Here is a 14,789-nt window from a genome sequence, read left to right on the forward strand (position 1 = left end):
TCACCAACCTTTCGAGTCGAGGGGACGGAGGGCGGCACGCGACGACGGGCCGAACGACGGGTCCACCAGGGACCGGACCAGGCCGACCGCGGCACCGCTGATCAGCGCGACGTTCACCAGCAGGTGGATGCCGAGGGCACGGACCAGGAACGCCCCGCCGCCCCGGCGCAGCGCCCCCACCAGCGGCGGATCGGCGGCGGCGAAGACCGCCAGGCAGAGCACCGGCACGCCGGCGGAGTACGGGCCGAGCAGCGCCGCCGGCAGGGTGAGCACGGTCAGCCCGGCGGCCAGCACACCGAGGCTGCGGTTGAGCGCCAGGCCGCGCCGGCGGTAGCGGTTGCGCAGCGACCAGCGGAGCAGTTGGGCCCGCCGGTACTGCTCGGCCAGCAGCGGCAGCAGCCGGTCCGCCTCGTCGTGCCGACCGACGACGGTGTCGGTGAGCCGGATCCGGTACCGGGTCAGCAGCCGCTCGCTGTACTCGTCGTCCTCGGCGCTGCGCAGGTTCTCGTCGAACGGACCGAGGTCGCGCAGCACGGCGCGGGGCACCGCGGCGAGCGCGAAGACGGCGGTGTCGACCAGGCCGACCGCCCGGGTCAGCGCGGAGTGCAGGTGCAGCACCCGGTACCGCTCGACCGGCCCGTCGTCGATCAGCGGCTCCGGGGCGTAGACGCCGTAGACGCAGCCGCAGCCCGGGTCGGCGGCGAGCACCGCCAGCGCGTTGGCGATCGCGTCCGGGGCCAGCGCGACGTCGGAGTCGACGAAGAAGACCACCTCGCCACGACTGGCCGCCACCCCGGCGTTGCGGGCCGCGGAGACCCCGCCGTTGACCGGCTGCACCAGCACCCGCACACCGGCCGCCGCGGCCACCGCCGCCGACCCGTCGGTGCTGCCGTCGTCGACGACGAGCACCTCCACCGGCGGGTGGGTCTGCGCCGCCACCGCGTCCAGGCAGTGGCGCAGCGTCTTCGCGGCGTTCCAGACCGGGATCACGACCGAGACGGTCGGCGTACGTCTCACGACCCCTCCCCGAGCGTCACCACGGCGGTCTGGGCGCGGTGGTCGGACAACCCGCGCGGGTCGTCCAACGTGTACCGGAGCACGCGTACCGTCCGGGAGGTCAGCGTCCAGTCCAGCCGCCAGGCCGCCGGCAGCCGACCGGCGGGCCAGCTCGCCGGGTACACGTCGGCGTTGGCGTCCGCGGCGTCGCGCAGCCGGTCCCGCAACGGTCGCAGGTCGCCCATCGCCGCCGTGGTGTTGAAGTCGCCGGCGACCAGCACCGGCCCGGGGTTGGCGGCGAGGTCGGCCCGCAGCCCGGCGAGTTGCGCCCGCCGGGCCCGGTCACGTTCCCGCACGTAGCCCAGGAACCGCCTCGGCGCGAGGTTCACCTGCACCGGCAGGTGCACGTTGTACGTGGACAGCACCCGGCCGCCCACCAGCAGGTCGGCGCGGAGCACCTTGGCGGCGGCGAAGACCCGCCCGAAGTCGGCGCCCGGGTCGGCCGCGAGGCCCGCGTCGGGACCGACCGCCGGCCGGGCCACCACCGGGAACCGGGACAGGGTGAGCAGCTCGCCGCGGGCGACGACGGTGTAGCCGGGGAACGCCCGACGCAGCCGCTCCGGGTCGGGGGCGGGTCGGGCCCCGGCCAGCCCGGCCGCGTCGTCCCAGTAGAGGTGCTCCTGCAACAGGTACACGTCGGCCCGCCGGTCGACCAGGAACCGCAGGAACGCCTCCGGATCGTCGTGCTGGTCCCAGTAGCCGGTGTTCCAGGCCAGCACCGTCAGCGCGCCCGACGGCGGGGCGGGACGGGACGCCCACGCGTACCGGTTGAGGCCGGCGTCGGGCAGGCCGATCGCCAGCGCGGTGGCCGCCGCCGCCAGCACCACCGTCGCCGCCCGGGCGGGCATCGGCCGGCGCAGCGCCCGGGCCGCCGGCACGGCCGCCGCCAGCGCCACCGGCACCAGCAGGTACGCCGCCGGCGGCACCAGGTCCGGCAGCAGCCAGAACCACCAGCGCCCGCTCAACGCGCGGTGCAGGCCGGTGAACACCGCCCAGCCGAAGGCCGCCGCCCAGAGCAGCCGGGTGACCGCACACCACCGCCGGGGCCGGCCCGCCGCCGTCGCCGGACCGTCGGCTTGGACAAGGAGACTCATGCGGTGCTGGCTGGGCATGCGCTCATGGCCCTCGCTGCGCTCGGTGCGTTCGCTCATGCTGTGCCGGTCGGGCATGCGCTCATGGCCCTCGCTGCGCTCGGTGCGTTCGCTCATGCGGGCACCTGCGCGGTGGGGCGTGGGCCGCCCTCGTAGAGGCGGCGGAAGGAGCGGGAGCAGAGCCACTGCGCCGCGCCGGCGGCGGCGCCGGCGGCGATCGCCAGGTTGATCAGCCACTGCACCCCGACGAACGCGACGAGCAACGCCGGTCCGCGCCGGCGGGCGACGAACCGGTACATGCCGGCGTCGCACGCCAGGAAGAGCAGGAGGGCTGCCACTGACGGCAGCGCCCCGAGCGCGCCGGCCAGCAGTGGCAACGGCAGCGCGAGCGTGCCGAGCAGCGCGCTGACGGCGGCCCACATCCGCGACGCGGTCTCGAAGCCCTGCGCGGCACGACGCCGGTTCGCGTACAGCGGCATCCGCAGCCGGCTGCGGTGGAACACCTTGCGCAGCATCGGTCCGAGCCGGTCGTCGTCGCGGTGCCGGCCGTGCAGCGCGTCGGTGAGCCGGATCGGGTACCGGCCGGTGAGCCGCTCGCCGTACTCGACCTCCTCGGTCTGGCGCAGCCCTTCGTGGAACGGGCCGATCTCGGCGAACACCCGGGCCGGCATGGCGCAGATGGCGGTGAACAGGAAGCTGACGTCGCCCAGCGAGCTGATCCGCCACCAGTGCGCCTGGAGGCACCGGCACTCCTGGACGAGGCTGTCCCGGACCAGCGGGACCTCGTCGAGGATGCCGCAGATCGCGCCGGCCTTCGGGTCGGCGGCGAGCAGCCGCACCGCCCGGGCCACCGTGTCCGGCGGCAGTTCCACGTCGGAGTCGACGAAGAGCAGGACGTCGCCGCGGGCCCGGGCGGCGCCGATGTTGCGGGCCAGGGCGGGGCCGCCGTTGTGCGGCGTGTGGACCACCGGCACGCCGAGCGACTCGGCCACCGCCACCGAGTCGTCGGTGCTCCGGTCGTCCACGAAGATGATCTCGGTGGCGGGATGGGTCTGCGCCAGCAGCGCCGGCAGCGTCAGCGGCAGCGAGTCGGCGTGGTTGTAGTTGGGGACGACGACGGAGACCGTCGGGGTGTGCGCGGTCATGGCTCTCCTTGACGAGGGCGCGGACGAGGGCTGGGCGGGGCGCGGCTTCAGGACAGGGCGGCGACGAGCGCCGGGAACCGGATGGCGGCGTAGAGCGCGCCCAGGCAGGCCGCCCAGAGCACGGCGGCGGCGAGCACCGCCCGGTCCCGCGACAGCAGCCGGACCGGGTCGCCGCCGGCCCGCCGGACCAGCGCCAGTTGCAGGTACCGCGCCATCAGGTAGAGGACGAACGGGGTGGACAGCAGCATCGCGGCGTCCCCGTACCGCCCGAACGGCGCTTCGGTGCCCAGCCAGACCAGCCCGGCGGTGACCGCCAGGAGCCCGTTGAGCTGGAGCAGGTGCCCGGCCAGTTCCACCGACCAGCCGCGCAGGGCGGGCCGATGGGCCACCCCCGCGTCCAGCAGTTCCTGACGGCGCTTGCCGACGATCAGCAGCAGGCAGCCGGCGAACACGGTGACCAGCAGCCAGGCCGACGCGTCCGTGCCGACGGCCAGGTAGCCCTGCACGGCGCGCAGCACGAACCCGGTGGCGACCACCCCGGCCTCGACCAGCGGAACGTGTTTCAGGCCCCGGCTGTACCAGACGTTGAGCACGAGGTACGTCAGCACCGGCCAGGCCGGTCCGACCGGGCCGGCGGCCAGCAGCAGCGCGAGGCCGAGCAGGAGCACGACGGCGCAGGCGTACGCCAGCGGCACCGGCACCCGGCCGGAGGCCACCGGACGGTGCCGTTTCACCGGGTGGAGCCCGTCCCGGTGCCGGTCGACCACGTCGTTGCCCACGTACACGGCCGAGGCGGCGAGCACGAACGCGACGACGGACCAGCCCAGCCGGGTCAGCCCGGCCAGGTGCCAGGACAGCGGGTCCAGCAGGGGGAGCGGGACGACCAGCAGGCTCTTCACCCAGTGGCCCGGTCGGATCAGGCGGACCAGGTCGACGACCAGTCGGTGACGGCGGGTGGCGGGCGGCTCCACGGCCGGCACGGCGGCGGGAGCGGAGTCGAGGAGAGGCATCGGCCGGCGCCCTAGAAGAAGATCTTCGCGAGGGAGAGGGCACCCTGTCGCCAGGGTTCCCGGCTGGTCCGACCGGCCCCGGTCGCCGTCGCGCCCCGGTTCGCCCGCCACCACCGGTAGGTGGCGAGGATCGCGTCCCGGTTGGCGAGGCGGGGCGTGAAGCCGAGCCGGTCGCGGGCCTTGTCGATGCTCACGTAGGAGTCCGCGCGCAGTTTGTACAGCAGCCGCCCGTACACCGGGGAGAGGCCGCTGCGCTCCAACGCCCGCAGCGCCGCGAGCGTCGGCGCGGCCGGCAGCCCGACCACCCGCCGGCCGTGCCCGGCGGCGTCGAGCACCGCCTGGAAGTCCTCGCGCAGCGTGCCGAAGTCGGCGGCGCCCAGGTTGTACGTGTCCCCGGCGACGTCTTCCGGGGCGGCCAGCACGGTCAGCACGGCGTCGACGAGGTCCTCGACGGCGAACATCTGCACCCGGACGTCGCCGCGACCGAGGACCGGGAAGTTCCGGCCCTCCTCGGCCCATTCGAAGAGCATCGCGAACAGGCCCATCCGTCCCGGCCCGAGGAACGTCTTGGGTCGTAGCACCGGCACGCAGAGCCCGTCCGCGCGGAACCGTTCCACGAGCAGTTCCGCCTCGACCTTCGCCCGGGTGTACGGGTCGACCGGCTCCCGCGGGTGGTCCTCGGGTGTGGGCACCAGCCGGGGCAGGCCGTAGACGGCGGTGGAGGAGATGTGCACGACCCGGGGGACCTGCACCCGGCGGGCGGCGCCGAGCACCGCGTGCGTGCCGTCCACGATGATCGACCGGATCATCTCGGCCGGGTAGCTGGGCAGCGCGGCGGCGCAGTGCACAACGGCGGACGCGTCGGCGAACACCCGCGCCAGCAGCGCGGCGTCGCGGACGTCGCCCTGGCTGTGGGCCAGCTCCGGATGGGTGTGCGCGGCGGGCAGCAGGTCCACCCCGTGCACCCGGTGTCCCTCGGCGAGCAGCCGGCGGACCAGGTGCGAGCCGAGCATCCCGCTGGCCCCGGTCACCACGACGTGGCCGCTGGTCACCATCGCGACGTCACCCGCTCCCGGACGAAGGCGGTCAGCAGCCGGGGCAGCCCCCGGGACAGCGTCGCGTCCAGGGCGGTGAGGAAGTGCTCCACGTCCTCGCCGGTGGCCACCAGGCTCGGCGCGACCATCAGCGGGTTGTCGGCGTTGGGGCTGTAGTAGGTCATGATCCCGTGCTCGCGGAACAGGTGCGCGATCACCGACAGGGTGATGAGCTTGGTGCGGAACTGCGGGTCGTGGGTGAAGCCGGGCATCAGCCGGCCGGCCAGGTCGAGCAGGCCGGGCCCACCGCCGAGGAAGACGCCCCACAGCGCGCCGGCGCCGTCGACCCGGCCGACCACCTCGGGGTACGCCTTGGCGATCCGCTCGAGGCCGGGTTGCAGCACGGCCCCCAGCATCCGGGCCCGGGCGGGGTAGTCGTCGTCGACCACCACCGCGACGGCCTCCAGGGCGGTGGCGGTCTCCTCGCCGAAGCCGTAGTAGGTGGTGCTGTGCAGGATGACGTCGGTCAGCCGGTCGTAGGCGCGGCGGAACACCGGCTCGCGGGCCGTGTAGCCGGCGATCGAGGCCTTGCCGCCGCCGAGCGACTTGGAGTAGGTGAGGATGTCCGGCAGCAGCCCCTCGCACCGCATGAAGTTGAAGAGGCTGCCGGTCTTGCCCCACCCGGTGTAGACCTCGTCGAAGATCATGATGATGTCCCGCTCGCGGCAGAGCCGTTGCAGGGCCAGCAGGTCGTCGTCGCTCCACCGGCGCATCGTGGAGGCGCTGAACGGTTCGACCAGGATGGCGTACACGTCGCAGCCGCCGTCCGGGGCGCGTGCCGCGTCGACGGCCGCGTGGACGGCGGTCAGGTCGCCGTACGGGTAGACGACGATGCCGGGCAGGCCGGGGAAGCGGAACGCGTTCTCCGACGAGCCGGTGAGACTGCCCGCGCCGAGGGTCTTGCCGTGGAAGCTGATGTCGGCGCGCAGCACCGTGTTGCGCCGCCCGCCGTGGTACTTGTAGGCCATCTTCACCGCGCCCTCGTTCGCCTCCGCGCCCGAGTTCGGGAAGTACGAGACGGAGAGGTCGCCGGGGAGCAGGGCGGCCAGGTTGTGGCTCAGCGCCGCCGTGTACGGCGAGAAGAACGCCTTGTGCACCTCCATTCGCCGGGCCTCGGCGAAGCGTCGCCGGGCGGCCAGGATCCGCGGATGGTTGTGCCCGTGGTTCAGCACGCCGACGCCGCCGGAGAAGTCCAGCACCCGGCGGCCGTCCCGGAGGTGGATCCACACCCCCTCGGCGTGGTCCACCAGTTCCCGGCCGAAGCCGAACGTCGTCATCAGGGAGACCTGGCTGCGACTGACATGGTCGCGGTACAGCTGGTGCACCTGCTTCGTGCCGAGCTGTTCCGCCTCGTCGATACCGATCAGGTGGGGCATGCGGTGGCCTTTCCTCGCAACGACCGGTGGGGGGAGTGTCAGCGCCGACGGGACCGGTCCCCCCGAACCCCCGGGTGACGGTGCGGCGACGCTGTGCGATCCCAAGCTAGCGACGTGTGTCGATCTCGTCATGCCGGATGTTCGGGGGACGGACCGACCTCCCCGCTGTCCCCCGGGCGGGGGACAGCGGCGTCCGCGAGGACGGCTGGCGGGCGGTTCGTGGGGTGCCGGGGGCGGTCTCAGCCGGCCTGGAGACGGTCCTCACGAACCCGGTCGGCGAGGTCGAGCTTCGTGCGGCTGGGCCGACCGAGGTCGTGGTACTTGGCCTTGACCCGGTCCAGGTAGGTGCGGGCGGTCTCCGGCTTGATGCCCAGGTGCCGGGCGGTGGCCGTGAGGGTCATCCCGGAGGCGTACGCGAGCAGCACCCCGCGCTCGCGGGGGGACAGCCGGGGGCGGGTCGGCCGGGCGTCGCCCAGGCAGGCGAACGCCAGTTCCGACGAGAACGCGGGTCGCCCCGCCGCCACGTCCCGGACCGCGGCGGCCAGTGCCCCCAGGTCGTGGTCCTTCGTCACGTATCCGCTGCACCCGGCGGCGAACGTCGCCACCACCTGGTCGGGGCGGGCCCAGACGCTGAGCACCAGCACCCGGCGGCCGGACGTCACCAGCCGCCGCACGTTCTCCGCCGCGTCGCTGCCGTCACGCAGCACCAGATCCAGCAGGACCACGTCGATCGGCTCGGTCAACGTCCGCAGCAGGCCCTCCACCGTGGCCGCCGTGCGGACCAGCCGCAGGTCGCCGACGCCCGCCAGCCACGCGCCCAGGCCCTCCAGCAGCATCCGGTCGTCGTCGACGGCCGCCACCCGGATCAGCCCGCCCACGTCAGCTCCACGCACGTCCCGGCCCCCGGCTCACTGGAGACCCGGGCCCGGCCGCCCACCTCGGCCACCCGGTCGACGATCGAGTGCCGGAAGCCGAAACCCGGGGGCGCCTCCTCCGGACGGAAGCCGCGCCCACGGTCGACCACCGTCACCCGCAGCAGTCGGCCCTCCACGGTCACGGTCAGCCAGGCGTGCTCCACGCCGGCATGCTTGACCACGTTGTTCAAGGCCTCCCGCGCCGCCGCGCGCAACGCGGCCACCACCTGGGGCGGGACGTCCGCGGGCACGGTCGCCCCCTGGTACCGGACCCGCAGGCCGAGCAGGGACGCCTCGCTCACCACGTCCCGCAGCGCCTCGCCGAGCGTGCCGAACTCCACGTCGGAGCCGTCACCGAGCAGCCCGCGGACCACCTCCGCGTCGCGGGCGCAGCGCCGGCGTACCTCGGGCCGGCCCGGGTCGGCCACGCCGCGGGCGATGAGCGTCAGTGTGGTCAGCACCGTGTCGTGCAGCGTCCGGTGGTGGGCGAGCCGGGTGACGAAGCGGGCGTGGTCCGCGGCGGCGTCGGCCTCGGCCGCCAACCGTTGCGCGTTGGTCCGGTCCAGGTTGCGTCCGGTACGCCGCAGGTAGCGCACCGCGAAACCGGCGACCAGCGCGAAGCAGGCCACGCCGTTGACCGCGTGGACGAGCGCCGGCACGGAGGGGCCCGGGCCGACGGCGACGATCACCAGTGACTGGATGAGCACCAGCACCAGCAGGTCGCCCGCGACGGCCCAGGGCCGGGTCAGCGCCGCCCCCACCAGCGAGCCGCTCGCCTGGACCAGCAGGTTGCCCCAGTTCGGGGCCCCGACGTCGGTCGTCAGGTTCGCGGTGACCGCCACCAGCACCGTGCCGGCCAGCAGGACGTCCAGGTGCACCAGCGCCGTCGGGAACCAGCCCCGCCGCCGGGCCACCCCGAACAGCACCGCGTTCCAGGCCGTCGCCGCGACCAGCAGGCCGAGGTTGGCCCAGGCGCTGCGGTACGCGCCGTAGGCGCAGGTGACGACCGCCGGAGCCAGACAGGTGATCCGATGCAGCGCCAGCAGGACCAGCATGAACCGGTTGGCTCGGCCCTCCCCCGTGACATCGGTCATGGTCGCAGAGTGACCGCGCAATGACACGCCGGTCATTCTGGCAGTCGTGCTCAACGATGGTCATCACTGTGCGGGATGGTCACGGCCGTTCGGCGGCCCGGATCGACCGGCCGGTGCGGGGAGCGACCGCTTCCGCCACTTGACGTCCGTCACCGCGAGCCGATCCCGCCGGGAGCGTTCCCGTGCCCTTCCCCGCCGCGCGGGGCGCAGGATCATCGGCACCGACTGACCGGCCCGGGCGTCAGGGGCGGGGGAAGATCGGCACCGGCTGATCCTCCGGGTCCAGATCCAGGCCGGCCGGCCCGATGATGCGCGGGTCCGGTGTGCCGACGACGGCCTCGTCCTTGTCGGCGTAGTCGAAGCGGTGCAGCACATGGCGGATCGCCTCCAGCCGGGCCCGCTTCTTGTCGTTGCTCTTCACCACCGTCCACGGCGCGTCCGCGGTGTCGGTCCAGAAGAACATGGCCTCCTTGGCCTCGGTGTAGTCGTCCCAGCGGTCGAGTGAGGCGAGATCCATCGGCGAGAGCTTCCACTGACGCACCGGATCGACCTTGCGGATGACGAACCGGGTCCGCTGCTCGTTGCGGGACACCGAGAACCAGAACTTGACCAGGCGGATGCCGGAACGCACCAGCATCCGTTCCAGGTCCGGGGCCTGCCGCAGGAACTCCAGGTACTCCTTGCGGGAACAGAAGCCCATCACCCGCTCCACGCCGGCCCGGTTGTACCAGGACCGGTCGAACAGCACGATCTCACCGGCCGCCGGCAGATGCGCCAGCCAACGCTGGAAGTACCACTGGCCGGCCTCACGCTCGTCCGGCTTCTCCAGCGCGACCACGCTCGCGCCGCGCGGGTTGAGATGCTCCATGAAGCGCTTGATCGTGCCGCCCTTGCCGGCGGCGTCGCGGCCCTCGAAGAGGATCACCAACCGCTCGCCGGTGTCCTTGACCCAGTCCTGCAACTTGAGCAGCTCGATCTGGAGCAACCGCTTCTGGTGGTCGTACTCCTCCCGGTCGAGCCGCTCGTCGTACGGGTAGCCGTCGCGCCAGGTCTCCACCGGGCTGCCGTCGGGCAGCAGCAGGACCGGGTCGTCGTCGTATCCGTCGTGTACCTGGTAGTCGGCGGCGAGGTCCAGCAGCGCGGTGTCGGCCATACCGGTCGTACCTACCCCGCCGCGCCCGCCTCGATGCGGTCGGACCACAACTCCCAGGTGGTGCTCAGGTTGCCCGGCGGAACCGGTGGCCCGCGAGGGTTTCGGCCCCGGCGCGAGGGGCATCTTCCGGCCGCGGCCCACTCGGGTCGCCACGCCACCGGGAGGGGGAGTTCGCGATGACCACGGGCGGCGAGCCCACGGCTGCCGCGTTCCGATCGGCCGTGCTCGGGGGACGTCTCGACCTGCCGTTGCCCGGTGGCGGACGGACGGCCGAGCGGTTCGCGCGCCTCGTCGCGCTCGGTCGCGCCGACCCGGCGTTGGCGCGGCTGGGGGAGGGGCACGCCGACGCGCTGGCGATCCTCGCCGAACTGGGGGTGGCGATCGATCCGGCGTGGCGCCGCGAGCCGTGGGGCGTCTGGGCCGCCGTGCCGGCCTCGGTCACCGCGACCCGGGACGGGGACCGGTGGCGGCTGACCGGGGAGCGACAGTGGTGCTCCGGCGCGGGTCTGCTGTCCCGGGCCCTGGTGACCGCGACCGCTGACGACGGCGTACGCCTGTTCTCGGTCGAGGTCGGCGCGGCCGGGGTGACCCCGATGGCCGACACCTGGCCCGCCGTCGGCATGGCCGCCAGCGACAGTCGGACCGTCCGCTTCGACGGCGTGCCCGCCGACGCCGTGGGCGGACCCGGCCGCTACACCGCGCGGCCGGGTTTCTGGCACGGCGGAGCGGGCGTGGCGGCGTGCTGGTACGGCGGCGCGGTCGGCGTCGCCGACACCCTGCACGACGCGGCGCGGCGCCGCCGCCTCGGCCCGCACGCCATGGCGCACCTCGGCGCGGTCGACGTGGCCCTGACCGCCGCCCGCCGCGTCCTGTTCGCCGCCGCCGACGAGATCGACGCGAACCCCACCGGCGACGCCGACCGGCTGGCACACCAGGTGCGCGCCAGTGTCGAGGCGACCGCCACCATCGTCGTCGACCGGGTCGGTCGGGCGCTGGGGGCCGGCCCGCTGTGCCAGGACGCCGGCCACGCCAGGCGGGTCGCCGACCTGACGGTGTACGTGCGCCAGAGTCACGCGGAGGCGGACCTCGCTCATCTGGGCGAGCTGGTGACGGCGGCCGGAGATCCCGGATGGTGAGGCCGATCGTCGGCGCGGGCACGGACGAGCGGACGTGGCGCGCGTGGCCGGCGCCGGCCACCTGGCCCGCGCTGGCGGTGGACGGTCGGACGCCGACGACGCCGCCGTTGGTCGTCGCCCCGCACCCCGACGACGAGGTGCTCGGCGTCGGCGGCCTGGTCGCCATGCTCGGCGGCGGAGCCGGCGCGGAGATCGCGGTCGTCACCGACGGCGAGGCCTCCCATCCCGGTTCGACGGTCCACTCACCGGTGGAGCTGGCGGCGATCCGGCGGGCCGAGACCGCCACCGCCTGCGGACTGCTCGGGGTCGCCCCCGCCGCCATCGCGCACCTCGGGCATCCCGACGGCGCGGTCGACGAGACGGCGCTCACCGACGCGCTGACCACCCGGCTGACACCCGGCCGGTGGTGCGTCACGACCTGGCGCGGCGACGGCCACCCGGACCACGAGGCGGTCGGACGAGCGGCCGCGGTCGCCTGCCGGCGCACCGGCGCGACGCTGCTGGAGTTCCCCGTCTGGACGTGGCACTGGGCCGAGCCGGACGACCCCGGGGTGCCGTGGCACCGCGCGCGCCGGATCGACCTGACCGAGGCGGCCAGGTCGGCCAAACGGGAAGCGATCGACGCCTTTCCCAGCCAGATCCGGCCACTCGGGCCGGCGCCCGCCGACGCCGCGATCCTTCCCCCGCACGTTCTCGCACGCTTCGCGCGTCCCTACGAAACGGTGTTCGTGCCATGAGCCCACCCGGCACCCCCGCCGAATACTTCGACGACATGTACGCCGGCGCCGAGGATCCGTGGAGTTTCGAGACCCGCTGGTACGACCGGCGTAAACACGAGCTGACCGTCGCCTGTCTGCCTCGTCGGCGGTACCGGTCGGCCTTCGAACCGGGATGCTCGACGGGTCTGCTCACCCGCCGGCTCGCGCAGCGGTGCGACCGGCTGCTGGCGGTCGACATCGCCGCCGCGCCGGTGGCGAGCACCCGGCGACGGCTCGCGGACCAACCGCACGTACGGGTGGAGCGGATGCGGGTGCCCGACGAGTGGCCGGCCGAGGCCGACCGCTTCGACCTGATCGTGCTCTCCGAACTCGGCTACTACTTCGACGACGCCGGGCTGGACCTGCTGACCACGCGGACGGTGGACTCGCTCGAACCGGGTGGCACGCTGGTCGCCGTGCACTGGCGGCCGGCGGTGGCCGAGCACGCCCGGGGCGGTGACGACGTGCACCGGCTGCTCGACGACGTGGACGGGCTGGTGCGGACGGCACGCCACGAGGAGGCGGACTTCCTCCTCGACGTCTTCCTCCGCGTGCCGCCGCCGGCGCGCTCCGTGGCGCAGGCCGAGGGCCTGTGGTGAACCGGATGGCGGTCGTGGTGCCCGCCCACGACGAGCAGGAGTTGCTGCCCGGTTGCCTGACCTCGGTCCTCGGTGCGCTCCGCCGCCTGCCCGTGCCGTCGGAGGTGATCGTGGTGGCCGACGACTGCCGGGACTCGACGGCCGCCGTCGCCGAGCGACTCGGCGCCGTCGTGCTGACGGTACGGGCCCGCAACGTCGGCCGGGCCCGCGCCGTCGGCATGGCGTACGCGCTGCGCCACGGCCCGCGGGATCTGTGGCTCGCCACCACCGACGCGGACAGCCGGGTACCGCGGCGGTGGGGCGGCTGGCAGTTGCGCCATGCCCGCACCGGCACCGACCTGCTGGTCGGCACGGTGCGGGTGACCGACTGGGCGCCCCGCTCCGCGCAGGTCCGGGAACGCTTCGAGACCCGGTACCGACGGGATCTGGGCAGCGCCTGGCATCGGCACGTCCACGGTGCGAACCTGGGCTGCGCCGCCCCGGCCTACGAGCGGCTGTGTGGGTTCGCCGACCTGTCGCACGGCGAGGACCACGACCTGGTCGAGCGGGGCCGTCGGCAGGCCGTACGGGTCGTCGCCGACCCCGACTGCCCGGTCCGGACCAGCGCGCGGCGCCAGGCCCGCGCCCCGCACGGCTTCGCCCGCTACCTCGACGCCCTCGACACCCCGACGGCCGTGGCGCCGCGGGGAGACCCGACCGCGACCAGGGGCGCGGGAACGCGCTAAGGGGGCGGCCGGTTGCGGATGTGCGGTCGATAGGGGTCTCCTCCCGACGGATTCACCGGGATCATCGTGCCTGCGACGACCGCCCGGCCCACCAGCCGACCGCGGCTGCCGGAACCTCTCGCGCACCTTCGGGGAAGGAACTGCCTTGTCCACTCGTCGTCAACTGCTGCGCCTCGGCGCGGCGTCGGGCATCGTCGGGGCGACCGGTGGCCTGGCCGGTCTCGCCGGTCTGGCCGGGCAGTGGGGCGCGGCTCCCGCCACGGCCGGGACCGCCGCGCCGACGGCCTCGCCGGTGCCGCCGTTCACCGTGCCGTTGACGGTGCCGCAGACGCTGCGGCCGGTGCGGCGGACCGCCACCACCGACTACTACTCGGTCACCATGCACCGGCGGCGACTGGAGATCCTGCCCGGCACGCGCACCGAGGTGTTCACCTACAACGGCGACCTGCCCGGCCCCACGATCCACGCCACCTCGGGTCGGCGGGTGGTGGTCCGCCAGCGGAACCGGCTGACCATGCCCACAGCGGTGCACCTGCACGGCGGCGCCACCGCCCCCGAGGACGACGGCTCGGGCGACGCCACGATTCCACCGGGCGGCGAGCGGGTCTACACCTACCCGAACCGGCAGCCGCACGCCACGCTCTGGATGCACGACCACACCCACCACATGGAGGCCGAGCACCTCTACCGGGGCCTGTCCAGCCTCTACCTGCTCACCGACCGCACCGAGGCGGCGTTGCCGCTGCCCCGGGGCCGGTTCGACGTCCCGCTGGTGCTGCGTGACGCGCACCTGGACGCCGACGCCCAGTTGGTCTGGACCATGGACGACGCCGACAACCGCACCACCCTGCTGGTCAACGGACGGCCGTGGCCGCGCTTCGAGGTGCAGGCCCGTCGCTACCGGCTGCGTCTGGTCAACGCCAGCAACCTGCGGTTCTACCTGCTGCGGCTCGCCGACGGCGGGGACATCACGGTGATCGGCTCCGACGGCGGCCTGCTGGAGGCGCCGGTCACCATGCCGTACGTGCTGCTCTCACCGGGGGAGCGGCTCGACGTGGTGGTCGACTTCGCCCGCTACCAGCCGGGCACCTCCGTGGTGCTGCAGAACCTGATGGGGCCCGGCCCGGCCGAGCAGGTGGGCCAGGTGATGCGCTTCGACGTCGTACCGGCGAAGGGTCCGGACCGCACGTCGGTGCCGCAGCGGCTGCGTACGCTGCCGCCGCTGCCCACGCCGACCGTGCGCCGCAGCATCGAGCTGCGGATGGACGAGGCGGGCTCCGGCGGGCATCAGGCGTACATCGACGGGAAGGTCTTCGACCCGGCCCGGATCGACACCACCATCGCCTGGGGCAGCACCGAGGAGTGGACGGTGACCAACGCCAACGTGGTCATGCCGCACAACTTCCACATGCACCTGGTGCAGTTCCGGGTGCTCGACCGCAACGGCGCGCCGGCCGACCCGACCGAGTCCGGGCTGAAGGACACCGTGATCGTCTGGCCCGGGCAGAGCGTGCGGTTGCAGGCGACGTTCGACACCTGGCGTGGCGTCTACCCCTATCACTGCCACATGGTCGACCACAGCGCGATGGGCATGATGGCCAACCTCAGGATCGTCTGAGCCGCCCCGGGCAGCGGGCC

14 protein-coding genes are annotated in these 14,789 nt (G+C 74.1%); 5 read left to right on the forward strand and 9 right to left on the reverse strand.

Annotation, left to right across the window (positions count from 1 at the left end; all coding sequences use genetic code 11):
* The 9 genes from C8054_RS09345 to ppk2 all read right to left on the reverse strand — a co-directional run bounded on the left by C8054_RS09345 (position 1) and on the right by ppk2 (position 9,933).
* The gene (locus C8054_RS09345; protein ID WP_107156346.1) at positions 1–1,017 is read right to left on the reverse strand and encodes a glycosyltransferase family 2 protein; all 1,017 of its coding nucleotides are present in this window, start codon (positions 1,015–1,017) and stop codon (positions 1–3) included.
* Entirely contained in the window at positions 1,014–2,264 is a 1,251-nt protein-coding gene (locus C8054_RS09350) for an endonuclease/exonuclease/phosphatase family protein (RefSeq protein WP_107156347.1), read from the reverse strand. Before C8054_RS09350 ends, C8054_RS09345 begins: the two co-directional genes overlap by 4 nt.
* Positions 2,261–3,292 carry a glycosyltransferase family 2 protein gene (locus tag C8054_RS09355; protein WP_107156348.1) on the reverse strand — a complete coding sequence of 344 codons (1,032 nt, stop codon included), beginning with the start codon at positions 3,290–3,292 and terminating at the stop codon, positions 2,261–2,263. Before C8054_RS09355 ends, C8054_RS09350 begins: the two co-directional genes overlap by 4 nt.
* Before the next feature lie 47 nt (positions 3,293–3,339).
* Complete coding sequence (locus C8054_RS09360; protein ID WP_199199642.1) at positions 3,340–4,302, reverse strand: UbiA prenyltransferase family protein; 963 nt, start codon at positions 4,300–4,302, stop codon at positions 3,340–3,342.
* An 11-nt stretch (positions 4,303–4,313) separates the two neighbouring features.
* On the reverse strand, positions 4,314–5,357 hold the full coding sequence (locus C8054_RS09365) for an NAD(P)-dependent oxidoreductase (RefSeq protein ID WP_107156349.1): 1,044 nt from the start codon (positions 5,355–5,357) through the stop codon (positions 4,314–4,316).
* Positions 5,351–6,673, reverse strand: a complete 1,323-nt coding sequence (locus C8054_RS09370) for an aspartate aminotransferase family protein (RefSeq protein ID WP_199199658.1) — start codon at positions 6,671–6,673, stop codon at positions 5,351–5,353. Before C8054_RS09370 ends, C8054_RS09365 begins: the two co-directional genes overlap by 7 nt.
* A gap of 338 nt (positions 6,674–7,011) precedes the next feature.
* Entirely contained in the window at positions 7,012–7,650 is a 639-nt protein-coding gene (locus C8054_RS09375; RefSeq protein WP_233219555.1) for a response regulator transcription factor, read from the reverse strand.
* Entirely contained in the window at positions 7,638–8,780 is a 1,143-nt protein-coding gene (locus tag C8054_RS09380; RefSeq protein WP_107156351.1) for a sensor histidine kinase, read from the reverse strand. The genes C8054_RS09375 and C8054_RS09380 overlap by 13 nt, the downstream gene beginning before the upstream one ends.
* A gap of 241 nt (positions 8,781–9,021) precedes the next feature.
* Entirely contained in the window at positions 9,022–9,933 is a 912-nt protein-coding gene (gene ppk2 / locus C8054_RS09385) for a polyphosphate kinase 2 (protein WP_107156352.1), read from the reverse strand.
* Positions 9,934–10,109: 176 nt separating this feature from the next.
* Here ppk2 and C8054_RS09390 point away from each other — a divergent pair, with 176 nt between their 5' ends.
* The 5 genes from C8054_RS09390 (at position 10,110) to C8054_RS09410 (ending at position 14,769) form a co-directional block, all read left to right on the forward strand.
* Entirely contained in the window at positions 10,110–11,069 is a 960-nt protein-coding gene (locus C8054_RS09390; RefSeq protein ID WP_107156353.1) for an acyl-CoA dehydrogenase family protein, read from the forward strand.
* Positions 11,063–11,806: a PIG-L deacetylase family protein gene (locus tag C8054_RS09395; protein ID WP_107156354.1), complete on the forward strand. Its 744-nt coding sequence runs from the start codon at positions 11,063–11,065 to the stop codon at positions 11,804–11,806. The genes C8054_RS09390 and C8054_RS09395 overlap by 7 nt, the downstream gene beginning before the upstream one ends.
* The gene (locus C8054_RS09400; protein WP_107156355.1) at positions 11,803–12,426 is read left to right on the forward strand and encodes a class I SAM-dependent methyltransferase; all 624 of its coding nucleotides are present in this window, start codon (positions 11,803–11,805) and stop codon (positions 12,424–12,426) included. Before C8054_RS09395 ends, C8054_RS09400 begins: the two co-directional genes overlap by 4 nt.
* Positions 12,427–12,431: 5 nt before the next feature.
* Complete coding sequence (locus C8054_RS09405; RefSeq protein ID WP_199199644.1) at positions 12,432–13,151, forward strand: glycosyltransferase family 2 protein; 720 nt, start codon at positions 12,432–12,434, stop codon at positions 13,149–13,151.
* Between the two features lie 145 nt (positions 13,152–13,296).
* Positions 13,297–14,769 (forward strand): multicopper oxidase family protein, encoded by a 1,473-nt coding sequence (locus C8054_RS09410; RefSeq protein ID WP_107156357.1) that lies wholly within the window; start codon positions 13,297–13,299, stop codon positions 14,767–14,769.
* The last annotated feature ends 20 nt before the right edge of the window (positions 14,770–14,789 follow it).

Origin of the sequence: Micromonospora sp. RP3T, assembly GCF_003027925.1 — a bacterium.
Classification (GTDB): Bacteria; Actinomycetota; Actinomycetes; order Mycobacteriales; family Micromonosporaceae; genus Micromonospora.

Coding starts and splice junctions, on each gene's coding strand:
- C8054_RS09350 (WP_107156347.1), bottom strand. CDS start 2,264: ATGAGCGAACGCACCGAGCGCAGCGAGGGCCATGAGCGCATGCCCGAC.
- C8054_RS09355 (WP_107156348.1), bottom strand. CDS start 3,292: ATGACCGCGCACACCCCGACGGTCTCCGTCGTCGTCCCCAACTACAAC.
- C8054_RS09370 (WP_199199658.1), bottom strand. CDS start 6,673: ATGACGACGTTCGGCTTCGGCCGGGAACTGGTGGACCACGCCGAGGGG.
- ppk2 (WP_107156352.1), bottom strand. CDS start 9,933: ATGGCCGACACCGCGCTGCTGGACCTCGCCGCCGACTACCAGGTACAC.
- C8054_RS09360 (WP_199199642.1), bottom strand. CDS start 4,302: ATGCCTCTCCTCGACTCCGCTCCCGCCGCCGTGCCGGCCGTGGAGCCG.
- C8054_RS09365 (WP_107156349.1), bottom strand. CDS start 5,357: ATGGTGACCAGCGGCCACGTCGTGGTGACCGGGGCCAGCGGGATGCTC.
- C8054_RS09395 (WP_107156354.1), top strand. CDS start 11,063: ATGGTGAGGCCGATCGTCGGCGCGGGCACGGACGAGCGGACGTGGCGC.
- C8054_RS09390 (WP_107156353.1), top strand. CDS start 10,110: ATGACCACGGGCGGCGAGCCCACGGCTGCCGCGTTCCGATCGGCCGTG.
- C8054_RS09380 (WP_107156351.1), bottom strand. CDS start 8,780: ATGACCGATGTCACGGGGGAGGGCCGAGCCAACCGGTTCATGCTGGTC.
- C8054_RS09405 (WP_199199644.1), top strand. CDS start 12,432: ATGGCGGTCGTGGTGCCCGCCCACGACGAGCAGGAGTTGCTGCCCGGT.
- C8054_RS09400 (WP_107156355.1), top strand. CDS start 11,803: ATGAGCCCACCCGGCACCCCCGCCGAATACTTCGACGACATGTACGCC.